Source organism: Verrucomicrobiota bacterium (assembly GCA_027622555.1).
Lineage (GTDB): Bacteria > Verrucomicrobiota > Verrucomicrobiia > Opitutales > UBA2995 > UBA2995.
The window spans coordinates 76,919-89,127 of sequence record JAQBYJ010000001.1 but is presented as its reverse complement, the minus strand read 5'-3'; the positions used below and the strand labels follow the sequence as shown (position 1 = coordinate 89,127).

Here is a 12,209-nt window from a genome sequence, read left to right as displayed (position 1 = left end):
ATTTTGTAAAGTATTTATAGGACAGTAGCTCAATTGGTAGAGTTGCGGTCTCCAAAACCGTCGGTTGGGGGTTCGATTCCCTCCTGTCCTGCCAATTTTAAAATTATGAAAAATCCATTTCGCAGCATCAGAATCTTCTGGAGTGAAACGATAACCGAGTTGAAAAAGGCCTCATGGCCTAGTCTGCGGGAGCTTCGTGAATCTACGGTGGTTGTGTTGGTCGCCGTAGTTTTACTCGGTGCATTTATTGGGATTGCGGACTTTTCTTTATTTCAAGTTGTAAATCTTTTCACAGATTGGGTGCGCGGTTAAATGGATACTGAAACCACAGATACTACTGAAGTGAAAGCGAGCTGGTACGTGCTGCAGACTCTTTCCAATAAAGAGAATCAGGCTAAGCTTTATTTAGATAAGTACAGGAAGCAGGAAGAAATGGAGGAATTTCTCCTGGATGTTCTCCTACCAACTGAAACCGTTTCCGAGGTCAAACAGGGAAAGAAGACCAGCAAAACACGTAAGCTCTATCCGGGCTATGTGTTTGTGCACATGCGGCTTTATGACGAGAATGGAATTCTCCTCAACAAACCTTACTATTTTATAAAAGGAGCTACCGGAGTCATCGGTTTTGTCGGCGGTGAAAAACCAAGTGCCCTCAAAAAACATGAGATTGACCGGATTATTGCTCATGTTCAAGAGGCTGAAGGCAAAGAAGTGCCCAAGGTATCTCACGATATTGGAGAAGAGGTGAAGATCACTGATGGTCCTTTCCTCAACCTGAGTGGAAAAATTGACGAAATTGATCCGGATAGGGGAAAACTGAAAGTTTCAGTTTCCATCTTCGGACGCTTTACACCTGTCGAACTCGAATACTGGCAGGTGGAAAAAAACACTGATTAAAGCTAAATGGCTAAGAAAGTAACAGGAACTATACGTTTACAACTCCCTGCCGGTGCGGCTAATCCCGCACCTCCAGTTGGACCTGCTTTAGGTGCTGCTGGGGTTAACATTATGGGGTTTTGTAAAGAGTTTAATGCAAAGACCAAAGATCAGGCCGGAACTATTTTCCCGGTTGTGATCACAGTATACGCTGACCGGTCTTTCACCTTCATACTTAAGTCTCCTCCAGCTGCTGTTCTTTTGAAGAAGGCTGCTGGACTGGCAAAAGGTTCAGGGGTGCCAAATCGTGAAAAGGTGGGCAAGGTAACCCGTGCTCAAATTCTCGAAATCGTTAAAACTAAAAAGAACGACTTAAATGCCAATGACGACGAGGCCGCTATCAAGATAATAGCTGGGACTGCTCGTAGTATGGGAATTGAAGTTGAAGGATAATTTTAATTAGAAGCGCAACCATGGCAATTCAGAGCAAACGCTATACTCAAGCTTCCGAATCGGTAGATACTCTTAAAGACTACGATCTCGACGAAGCTATTACAATCTTACAGGGATTTCCTCCCGCAAAATTTGACGAAACCGTCGAACTGTCATTCAGGCTTGGGGTTGATCCCCGCCAAAGTGATCAAATGATTCGTGGCACCGTTTCTTTGCCTAATGGCAGCGGTAAAAAAGTCGTCGTTGCTGTTTTTACAGAAGATGAGCAAGCAGCACTTGATGCAGGTGCTGATTTTGCGGGACTGGCGGACCTGATCGCCAAGGTACAGGGTGGTTGGATGGACTTCGATGTTGCGGTATCCACTCCAGCAGCGATGAAGGAAGTTCGTTCTATTGCTCGTGTTCTTGGTCCAAGAGGTCTGATGCCGAATCCAAAATCTGGCACCGTAACGGACGATGTCGCAAAGGCGATTAATGAAGTGAAGGCCGGTCGTGTAGAATACAAGATGGACAAAACCGCCAATATGGGTGTTCCTGTAGGCAAGCGTTCATTTGATTCGGACAAGATCAAAGAGAATATCGAAACCGTTATTAAAACCGTTGCGAAGGCTCGCCCAACAGGCTTTCGTGGTAAATTCATTTTAAGTGTATCCGTTTGCTCGACCATGAGTCCTGGAATATCAGTCGATACCGCAAAATACATTGAGTTATAGTAGAAACTGATATGAGAACTGAAAAAAAATATCTTGTAGACGAAGTTGTAACACACCTCAGCAAGTCTGATTACGTTTTTCTGACAAATTTTGAGCGGATCACAGTTGAAGAAACCGAAGAATTGCGCGGCAAGCTTACTGAGCAAGGTGCGGAATTCCATGTGGTCAAAAACAGCATCCTCAACGTTGCGACCAAAGGCCGCAATATGCCGGATCTGGCTGACTGGTTGGCTGGACCTACCGCTATCGTAGTTGGTGGGAACGATCCTTCCGGAGTTGCCAAAGCCTTAAGAACATTTTGCAAATCCAAAAATAAAAACGAAGTTAAGGTAGGTGTTCTCGGTGACCAGACGCTAACCGAAGGCGACGTGAATATTCTGGCTGACCTGCCTACTATTGAAGTGCTCAAGGCGCAGCTTCTTGGATTACTCAATACGCCCGCCACACAAATGGTTTCTGTGCTCAACGCCGTTCCGACCAGTGTGGTCAACGTTTTGAAAGCTTACGCTGACAAATAAGGGAAACCATTATTTAAACAATTTCGGATTCTATCCGGATAACTAAACCACCATTAATTCAAACAGTTGATTAGGAGATATCTCTTAAACGTTTCTAACAGAAACACTAGTCAACAAGGAGTTACATATGTCTGACATAACAAAAGAACAAGTAATCAATTGGCTTTCCGGCCAGTCTGTAATCGATATCGCAGCCCTCGTAAAGGACCTCGAAGAAAAATGGGGCGTCAGTGCTGCTGCTCCTGTAGCTGTTGCTGCGGCGCCTGCTGCTGCGGCCGCTGAAGCTGCCGAGGAACAAACCGAGTTTACTGTAATCTTCGCTGCTGCTGGGGAAAACAAAATTGCGTCTATTAAGGAAGTCCGTGCAATCACAGGACTTGGCCTTAAAGAAGCCAAAGACCTCGTTGAAGGTGCTCCGAAACCTGTCAAGGAAGGTGTTTCCAAGGACGAAGCTGACGAAGTTAAAAAGAAGCTCGAAGCTGTAGGCGCCAAAGTCGAAATCAAATAATCTGATTTACCTGAATAAACTTCTTTCCAGAGACGGATCAGACTTGGCCGAAGAGCCAAGTCTGCCGTCTCTTTCTGCTTAAATTCTGCCCCCAAAGGGCTGTTTCCAATTACAAATTCATCGCCATCCCGGTTTTAAAATGTCTGATCGCATAAACTTCGGAAAACTTCAGGAGGTTATTTCCGCCCCGAACCTCATCCAGAACCAAATCGATTCCTTCAAGGAATACACCCAGCAGGACTGTTCGCCATCCAAGCGCAAGCCTACAGGGCTGGAAGCTGTCTTCCAAGAAATCTTTCCGATTGAGAGTTATGACGGCAAGTCGATGTTGGAATACGTATCCTACAATATTGTAGGTCCGAAATATACCGAGATGGAATGTATTCGTGAAGGTGTAACATATTCCATTTCTCTCTACGTCAAACTTCGCCTCCGGGAAGAGGAGCAGATCAAGGATGAAGAGATCTACATGGGAGAAATTCCACACATTACCGAGAGAGGTTCCTTCATCATCAATGGAGCTGAACGTGTCGTTGTAAGTCAACTTCACCGCTCACCGGGTATCGCATTTGAAACCGCTCCTCACACGAGCGGCAAACTACTTCATTCGTTTCGTATCATTCCCGATCGCGGAACCTGGTTGGAAGTCCAATTTGACAACAACGACTTACTTTACGTTTTTCTGGACCGTCGTCGTCGTCGTCGTAAATTCCTTATTACCACCTTACTGAGAGCCATGGGCTATGGTTCCGATGTTGATATCCTGGACCTATTTTATAAGATTCAGGATTTGGACCTGGATGCAGCACTCAAACTGGATAGCGTCAGTCACTATACCTTGGTTGAAGATATTATCGATGCTAACCAGGGAGTAGTTCTTGCGCGTGCATTCGAGCCACTTACCAAAAGTATCATTCGTCAGTTTCACGAATCTGAAGTTTCAGACATTCACGTCATCGATACTTCGGTAGATGAAGGTGCAATCGTACGTGCCATAAAGAAAGACCCGACGCGCAATGAAGAAGAAGCGCTTAAGGAAATCTATAAGCGTCTTCGCCCTGGTGAGCCACCCACGACCTCAAATGCCAAAGCGCTGTTGAAGCGCCTGTTCCAAGATCCAAAACGTTATGATTTGGGTCGTGTTGGTCGTTACAAGATCAACCAAAAACTGTCCCTCGGCACCGATCTTGAAATGCGAATCGTCATGGTTGAGGATATCGTCGAAGCAACCCGTTACTTGATCAGACTCAAAAGAGGCGAAGGCGTTGTTGATGACATTGATCATTTAGGTAGTCGCCGCGTTCGTACGGTCGGTGAGCTTTTGGCCAACCAATGTCGTATTGGGTTAGCCCGCACCGAGCGCCTCGTACGTGAGCGCATGACTCTTTATGATCAAAGCGTCGATTCGATCACTCCACAAAAGTTGATCAACCCGAAAGCACTCAGCACAGTTATCCGCGATTTCTTTGCTCGAAGCCAGCTCTCTCAATTCATGGACCAAATTAATCCATTGGCTGAGATAACCCACAAGCGCCGTTTGAGTGCCTTAGGACCTGGGGGGTTGAATCGTGAGCGTGCCGGTTTCGAAGTACGTGACGTGCACCCTTCTCATTATGGTCGAATCTGTCCGATTGAGACTCCTGAAGGACCCAATATTGGTCTAATCAATTCGCTGAGTATCTTCTCACGGATTAATGAGTTTGGATTTATCGAAACTCCTTACCGCGTCGTTAAAAACGGCAAAGTGACGGATGATGTCCGTTATGTCACCGCCGACGAAGAAGAAGGACTAATCATCGCGCAGGCTAATTCTGTGATAGATGCCAAAGGCAACTTTACTGAGGCCGTTACCGCTCGTCAGGGAGATAATTTCTTTGAGGCAGCCCCTGAGTCGATTCATTATATGGATGTTTCACCAAAACAGTTGGTGTCTGTCGCTGCCGGGCTTATTCCTTTCCTCGAACACGATGATGCCAATCGCGCATTGATGGGTTCGAACATGCAACGCCAAGGTGTCCCTCTTCTTCGGACCCAAGCTCCATACGTGGGAACTGGAATTGAAGCCAAGGTTGCACAGGATTCCAAAACCGTAGGTCTCGCTGAGCACGATGGCATCGTAGCTTCAGTTGATTCTCGCCGCGTGATTACAACACTTGATGGCGAATTACCTATCAAGTTCTCACGCAGTCCGGTCAGCGATCCGAAGAAAGGACTCAATGTTTACGAATTGCGCAAATTCATGCGTTCGAACGCGGGAACTTGTTTCAATCAAAAGCCCATCGTTAAAAAAGGTCAAAAGCTCAAAACAGGTGATGTGATCGCCGATGGCGCTTGCACCGATAATGGCGAGCTGGCCCTGGGTCGTAATGTTCTGGTCGCTTTCATGCCCTGGCATGGTTACAACTTTGAGGATGCGATTCTGATCAGTGAAAAAGTCCTGAAAGAAGATATTTTCACTTCGATTCACATTGAAGAAAAAGAAGTAACTGCTCGCGACACCAAGCTTGGCCCTGAAGAAATAACTCGTGATATCCCTAACGTAGGTGAACAGGCTTTGAAAAACTTGAACCATGATGGCGTTATCCGCGTAGGTGCTGAAGTTAAGTCCGGGGACATTCTTGTAGGAAAGATTACTCCGAAAAGCGAAACGGAACTTGCTCCTGAAGAAAAACTGCTCCGAGCCATTTTCGGTGAAAAGGCTGCTGACGTAAAAGACACATCTCTCGTCGTTCCTTCCGGTGTTACCGGTATTGTAATGGATGTGAAAGTGTCGACTCGTATTGATGGAGACCAGGAGAAACTTAGTCCTTCAGATCGCCGTCGCCAAACCAAACAGATAAACGAAGAATACCGGAATGAAGCTGACAAGTTGAAAGAGAGCCTCACCGAGGCCCTTTCCAACATTCTTCTTGGTGAAAAAATTCCTCTGGATGTAGTTAACGGTGAGACGAATGAAATCATCATCCCGGCCAATCGGAAGATCACAAAGACCCTGCTTCGTCGCCTCGCGTCGGTTGCCAAGTACGTTGAAATTGATCCTTCTCCCGTTCGCATCAAAATCATGGAGATCATCAGTTCCTTTCAGGCGAAGTTTGATGAGCTTGAAGAAGAACGCGAACGCAAGATCGCTACCATTGAATCAGGAACTGAAGTAGAGTCAGGAGTGATCAAACATGTTAAGGTTTATATCGCCACCAAGCGTAAGCTTCAAGTGGGTGATAAGATGGCCGGCCGCCACGGAAATAAAGGGGTTGTCGCGAAGATCGTTCCTGAGGAGGACATGCCGTTTCTTGCAGATGGAACCCCCATTGAGATTTGTTTGAATCCTCTAGGTGTTCCTTCGCGAATGAACGTAGGACAGGTGTTGGAAACCCATTTGGGTTACGCTTGTCATAAGCTAGGTATCACGATTGCTACTCCGGTCTTTGACGGTATCGATGAAGAAGGTATCCGGGATTACTGTCGAAAAGCTGGGATTCCCGAGCATGGTAAAAGCCAACTCTTTAATGGCCGTACGGGTGAACCGCTCGACCAGGAAGTGGTAGTTGGTCACATCTATATGATGAAACTCAACCACCTTGTCGCCAGTAAGATTCATGCTCGTGCGGTTGGTCCTTACTCACTCATCACACAACAGCCTTTGGGTGGTAAAGCCCAGTATGGTGGTCAGCGTTTTGGTGAGATGGAAGTATGGGCACTCGAGGCATATGGTGCCGCCTATACCTTACAAGAGTTACTGACGGTCAAGTCTGATGACGTTCAAGGCCGAACCAAGATTTACGAAAATCTGGTAAAGGGTGACAACTCACTCAGCGCGGGAACACCGCAATCGTTCAATGTATTAATCAAGGAGATGCAAAGCCTCTGCTTGGATATACGCCTTGAAAATCAAGCCAAAGCAGGACTTTAACTTTTACTCCACTTCGAAAAAATGAGCACACAAGAAGCAAGAGAAGTTCTCGGGATGGACCGGGAAAATACATTCGATTCAGTTAAAATCACACTGGCGTCACCCGATGTTATTCGCTCGTGGTCACGTGGAGAGGTAAAGAATCCGGAGACGATTAATTACCGAACCTTTAAGCCTGAACCAGGCGGTCTTTTCTGTCAGCGCATCTTTGGTCCCGTTCGGGATTACGAATGCGCATGCGGAAAGTACAAACGCATCAAATACAAGGGTGTAGTTTGCGACCGTTGTGGTGTGGAAGTTACCGTGTCTCGCGTTCGCCGCGAACGCATGGGGCATATTGAGTTGGCTGTACCTGTTTCCCATATTTGGTTCCTTAAGAGTATGCCGAGCCGTATAGGGCTTATGCTCGATTTAACCGCACGTAATCTTGAGCGGGTTATCTATTATGAGAATTACATGGTAACGGAAGCAGGTAAAACTCCTCTCGAGGAGAAGCAGCTACTTACCGAGTCCGATTACCAAAAAGCCATCGATGAATACGGTGAAGACGCCTTTACCGCAAAAATGGGGGCAGAGGCGATTCGGGATGTATTGTCGAATGCACAATTGGAACCCATGATCGAAGAATTGCATGAAGCGATGCAAAACACGCGCTCCAAGCAAATCAAAAAGAAGATCTCGAAACGGTTGAAGTTGATTCAAGGTTTCTTAACCAGTGAAACTCGTCCCGAGTGGATGGTATTGGAGGTTCTTCCAGTCATTCCACCTGATTTGCGTCCATTGGTTCCTCTTGAAGGGGGTCGTTTTGCCACTTCCGATCTTAACGATTTGTACCGACGGGTTATCAATCGGAATAATCGTTTGAAAAATCTGATGCAGCTCAAAACGCCTGACGTTATTATCAATAACGAAAAGCGCATGTTGCAGGAAGCGGTTGATGCGATGTTCGACAACGGTCGTCATGGCCGTCCTGTAACTGGAGCAGGCAACAGGCCGTTGAAATCTTTGAGTGATATGCTCAAAGGAAAACAAGGACGATTCCGGCAAAATCTATTGGGTAAACGCGTGGATTACTCGGGCCGTTCGGTTATTGTTATCGGTCCTGACCTGAAGTTAAACCAATGTGGTCTTCCTAAGAAGATGGCTTTGGTGCTCTTCGAACCTTTTATTATTCGTCGCCTCAAAGAACTAGGATTCGTCCATACCGTTCGCGGAGCGCGTAAGATGATCGAGAAACGTACGCCCGAAGTTTGGGATATTCTTGAAGAAGTAACCAATGGTCACCCTGTGCTTCTTAATCGTGCGCCGACCTTGCATAGACTTTCGATTCAAGCGTTCGAACCGGTTCTTATTGAAGGTGATGCTATTCGCGTACATCCACTCGTATGTGCTGCCTACAATGCAGATTTCGATGGTGATCAAATGGCGGTTCATGTTCCTCTCTCCCTGGAAGCGATTATGGAATGTAAGCTATTGATGCTTGCTACTAATAATATCTTCCTGCCATCCAGTGGTAAACCTGCTCTTACTCCTTCGCAGGACATTGTTTTAGGATCATACTACATCACGCTCGAACCACGCACTCAACCTGCTAAAGGTGTCCAAATTCCTGTGGCCGCCGACGCCGCTGAAATTCTCTTGGCCGAAGCAGACGGTATTTTAAATAAGCACGATTGGATTGATCTTGTTAACCCGGACTACGGAGGACCAGAAACGGATTACGGTAATAACAAACGTAAGCTTATTCGCACCACTGTTGGGCGTATAATGTTCAACCAGATCTGGCCCGATGAATTAGGGTATATAAACTTCCCGGTCGCGAAGTCAAAGTTGGGCGATATCATTCTTTCCACCTATAACATTTCCGGTAAGGAAAAGACCATTGAAGTACTGGATGATCTTAAAGAGCTGGGCTTCGATGTCGCAACCACCGCTGGTATTTCCATGGGTCTTAGCGATATGATTATCCCGGAAAGCAAAGGCCAGATCGTTGCAGATTCCCGGAAAAAGATCGACGAAGTGGAGGAGCAGTACCGTAAAGGTATTATCACTCAAGGTGAGCGCTACAATAAGATCATCGATATTTGGACCGGTGCCACTGACCAAATCCAAAAAGCAACTTTCGAAGGTCTCGACCATAATTACGGTAAGAAGGAAGCGAATCCTGTCTATTTGATGATGGATTCAGGAGCTCGTGGTAATCGTCAGCAAGTTCGTCAGTTATGCGGAACGCGTGGATTGATGGCCAAACCTTCTGGTGAAATTATCGAACGTCCGATTCTTTCTTCCTTTAAGGAAGGTCTTTCTGTTCTTGAATATTTTATTTCAACGCATGGTGCTCGTAAAGGATTGGCGGATACAGCTCTTAAAACAGCTGATGCCGGTTACCTGACCCGTAAGCTTTGTGATGTTGCCATGGATGTGATCATCGCCGAAGATGATGATGGCCACCGCGAAGGAATCTGGAAGCGTGCCATCCGTGAAGGTGATGAGGAGATTGTGCCATTGGCTGATCGCATCATTGGTCGCTGTGTGGCACAGGAAGTTCGCAATCCATTGAATCCAGATGAAGTTCTGGTTGAAGAAGCCGGTATGGTCTCTGAACTTGTGGGCAACCGAATTGAAGAACTTGGTATTGAACGTGTGAAAATACTTTCACCACTGACATGCCGTGGAGTTGATGGAATTACCGCTCGAAGTTACGGTATCAATCCCGCCACCAATAAAAAGGTGGAAATGGGATCTTCTGTCGGAATTATTGCTGCTCAATCTATTGGCGAACCCGGGACTCAGTTGACCATGCGGACGTTCCACATTGGTGGCGTCGCATCGAATTTGTCCAAGAGTAATGATATTCAAGTTCGCAATGATGGCGTGGTTAAGTTCAAAGGACTTCGCCTTGTTGAAGTTGGTCCAGGTATCAACGTTGTCCTGAACAAAACGGGATCTATCCAGATCTTGGACAATAGTGACAAAGAGTTGGAAAAATACGCCATTCCTGTTGGAGCAGTTATCCAACTGGAAGATGGAGCCCCAATTACAGCTGGAACTACCTTAGCCCAATGGGATCCGCATAATGTGCCAATTCTTTCTGAAAAGGCTGGTAAGATTGTCTTTCGTGACATGATTCCTGGAGTGACCATCAAAAAAGAACTTGATGAGTCATCTGGACGAATCGGAGTGGTTATAACCGAGCACAAGGAAGATTTGAATCCACAACTTGAGATTCAAGACGAGAAGGGTAAGGCTATCGCTACCTATGCCATCCCAACTGGTGCTCAGGTATCCGTTGGAGAAGGTGATACCATTACTGCGGGAACGCTGATCGCCAAAACACCACGTCAGGCCTCCAAGACGATGGATATTACTGGTGGTCTTCCACGGGTAGCCGAGCTTTTTGAAGCTCGTCGTCCTAAGGAAGCGACTGAAATGGCCAAGATCGATGGAATCGTATCTTTCGGTACCAGTGTGCGCGGTAAAAAGCGTCTGGTTGTTACTGACGAAGAGTCTGGTAATCAGGAAGAGCATCTTATCGCACACGGAAAGCACATTATCGTTCAGGTTGGTGACTTGGTTTATAAAGGCCAGCACCTCACCGAGGGCTCAGCTGATCCACACGAAATCCTTGATATTTTGGGACCAACTGCGTTGCAGGAGTTTCTACTTTCTGAAATTCAGAAAGTATATCGTATGCAGGGTGTGACGATTAACGATAAGCACATTGAGGTCATCATTTCTCAAATGCTTAGAAAAGTTCGCATCTCAGATCCTGGTGATACCGAATTCTTCTGGGCAGAACAGATTGAACGGAAAACCTTCATGCGTGAAAATGAAGCAATCATAGAAGCTGGTGGAAAACCTGCCGAAGGGGAGCCAATCCTGCTTGGTATCACCAAAGCGTCTATTGAAACTGAAAGTTTCATTTCTGCTGCCTCGTTCCAAGAAACCACCCGTGTTCTGACCGATTCTGCCACACTCGGAAAGGTTGATACACTGAACGGATTTAAGGAAAACGTAATTATGGGACACCTCATTCCTGCTGGAACCGGTCTGCCTCGTTATCGGAATCTCAAAATTGACACTTTCGGAAACGAATTTGTAAGCGATGAGGATACTGATGAAGAAGTTGGTTAAAGTGTTTCCCTAACTATTTCTATCGATTGGGGCAGACCCATTAAGCGGGTCTGCCTCAATCGCTTTTAAAGCAAAAAACCGTCATATCTCATTCACTCGCGAAGCCTGATAAACACTCGAAATCATCTGTTTTCGATGATTCCAAATTCGATTCTGAAAAGACCAATTTAATACTTGATTAACAACTATGGGGTGATACTTTCCACCTCTTTTCCCAAAATTTGTACGATACGAAATGCCCACCATTAACCAGTTAGTCCGCAAAGGCCGGAATATCATTAAGGCGAAATCCAAATCGCCAGCACTAGATTCGAACCCATTTCGTCGTGGAGTTTGTATCCAGGTAATGACTCGTACGCCGAAAAAACCGAACTCAGCCATCCGCAAAGTTGCGAAGGTTCGTCTAACCAATGGCATCGAAGTCATTGCCTATATTCCTGATGAAGGACACAATCTTCAGGAGCACAGTATTGTGTTGGTACGCGGTGGTCGGGTAAAAGATTTACCGGGAGTGCGTTATCACATCGTTCGAGGTACCCTTGACTGCTTGGCCGTCGATAAACGTCGCCGTAGTCGTTCAAAATACGGAGTAAAACGCCCAAAAAAATCTTAATTTGAATTATGTCTCGTCGTCGTAGAGCAGTAAAACGGGTTCCAACACCCGATCCTCGTTACAACAGTACTTTAGTTAGTAATCTTACTAATATGGTCATGCGTTGTGGAAAGAAATCCATTGCGCAAAAGATTGTCTATGGAGCCTTTGAACTCGTAGCAGAAAAGCTTGAGAAGGGTGATCCAGTTGATCTTATTTTGGGAGCTTTGGAAAATATCCGCCCACGTCTTGAAGTTAAAAGCCGTCGTGTGGGTGGTGCTACTTATCAAGTACCAGTAGAAATATCTTTTGAGCGTCAGCAAAGCCTAGCCTTCCGCTGGTTGATCTCAGCCGCACAGAACCGTCGTGGAATTCCTCTAACGGAAGCTCTTGCTCTTGAAATCGTCGATGCCTATAACAGCACAGGAGTTGTTGTTAAGAAACGCGAAGACACCCACCGTATGGCGCAAGCCAATCGTGCGTTCGCGCACCTTCGTTGGTAAGG

General features: G+C 46.2%; 10 protein-coding genes and 1 tRNA gene. All 11 read left to right on the top strand.

Going from position 1 to position 12,209, the window contains the following annotated elements; translation table 11 throughout:
• Positions 1–18: 18 nt before the first annotated feature.
• A tRNA-Trp gene (locus tag O3C43_00515) sits at positions 19–94 on the top strand.
• An 11-nt stretch (positions 95–105) separates the two neighbouring features.
• Positions 106–312: a preprotein translocase subunit SecE gene (secE, locus tag O3C43_00510; protein MDA1064960.1), complete on the top strand. Its 207-nt coding sequence runs from the start codon at positions 106–108 to the stop codon at positions 310–312.
• On the top strand, positions 313–897 hold the full coding sequence (gene nusG, locus O3C43_00505) for a transcription termination/antitermination protein NusG (GenBank protein MDA1064959.1): 585 nt from the start codon (positions 313–315) through the stop codon (positions 895–897).
• Positions 898–903: 6 nt separating this feature from the next.
• Positions 904–1,329 (top strand): 50S ribosomal protein L11, encoded by a 426-nt coding sequence (rplK, locus tag O3C43_00500; protein ID MDA1064958.1) that lies wholly within the window; start codon positions 904–906, stop codon positions 1,327–1,329.
• 20 nt (positions 1,330–1,349) lie between these two features.
• Positions 1,350–2,042, top strand: coding sequence for a 50S ribosomal protein L1 (gene rplA, locus O3C43_00495; protein ID MDA1064957.1), 693 nt, complete (start codon positions 1,350–1,352; stop codon positions 2,040–2,042).
• Between the two features lie 11 nt (positions 2,043–2,053).
• Positions 2,054–2,560, top strand: a complete 507-nt coding sequence (rplJ, locus tag O3C43_00490; protein MDA1064956.1) for a 50S ribosomal protein L10 — start codon at positions 2,054–2,056, stop codon at positions 2,558–2,560.
• Between the two features lie 127 nt (positions 2,561–2,687).
• Entirely contained in the window at positions 2,688–3,068 is a 381-nt protein-coding gene (gene rplL, locus O3C43_00485) for a 50S ribosomal protein L7/L12 (protein MDA1064955.1), read from the top strand.
• Between the two features lie 139 nt (positions 3,069–3,207).
• Entirely contained in the window at positions 3,208–6,978 is a 3,771-nt protein-coding gene (rpoB, locus tag O3C43_00480) for a DNA-directed RNA polymerase subunit beta (GenBank protein ID MDA1064954.1), read from the top strand.
• Positions 6,979–6,999: 21 nt separating this feature from the next.
• A complete protein-coding gene (rpoC, locus tag O3C43_00475; protein MDA1064953.1) occupies positions 7,000–11,112 on the top strand; it encodes a DNA-directed RNA polymerase subunit beta' in 4,113 nt (1,370 codons plus the stop codon).
• Positions 11,113–11,347: 235 nt separating this feature from the next.
• Positions 11,348–11,725: a 30S ribosomal protein S12 gene (gene rpsL, locus O3C43_00470; protein ID MDA1064952.1), complete on the top strand. Its 378-nt coding sequence runs from the start codon at positions 11,348–11,350 to the stop codon at positions 11,723–11,725.
• 8 nt (positions 11,726–11,733) lie between these two features.
• Positions 11,734–12,207: a 30S ribosomal protein S7 gene (gene rpsG / locus O3C43_00465; GenBank protein MDA1064951.1), complete on the top strand. Its 474-nt coding sequence runs from the start codon at positions 11,734–11,736 to the stop codon at positions 12,205–12,207.
• The last annotated feature ends 2 nt before the right edge of the window (positions 12,208–12,209 follow it).

Bases quoted from the DNA above. Each gene is read 5' to 3' on its own strand.
- nusG (MDA1064959.1), top strand. From the start codon at position 313: ATGGATACTGAAACCACAGATACTACTGAAGTGAAAGCGAGCTGGTAC.
- secE (MDA1064960.1), top strand. From the start codon at position 106: ATGAAAAATCCATTTCGCAGCATCAGAATCTTCTGGAGTGAAACGATA.
- rpoB (MDA1064954.1), top strand. From the start codon at position 3,208: ATGTCTGATCGCATAAACTTCGGAAAACTTCAGGAGGTTATTTCCGCC.
- rpsL (MDA1064952.1), top strand. From the start codon at position 11,348: ATGCCCACCATTAACCAGTTAGTCCGCAAAGGCCGGAATATCATTAAG.
- rpsG (MDA1064951.1), top strand. From the start codon at position 11,734: ATGTCTCGTCGTCGTAGAGCAGTAAAACGGGTTCCAACACCCGATCCT.
- rplL (MDA1064955.1), top strand. From the start codon at position 2,688: ATGTCTGACATAACAAAAGAACAAGTAATCAATTGGCTTTCCGGCCAG.
- rplJ (MDA1064956.1), top strand. From the start codon at position 2,054: ATGAGAACTGAAAAAAAATATCTTGTAGACGAAGTTGTAACACACCTC.
- rplK (MDA1064958.1), top strand. From the start codon at position 904: ATGGCTAAGAAAGTAACAGGAACTATACGTTTACAACTCCCTGCCGGT.
- rplA (MDA1064957.1), top strand. From the start codon at position 1,350: ATGGCAATTCAGAGCAAACGCTATACTCAAGCTTCCGAATCGGTAGAT.
- rpoC (MDA1064953.1), top strand. From the start codon at position 7,000: ATGAGCACACAAGAAGCAAGAGAAGTTCTCGGGATGGACCGGGAAAAT.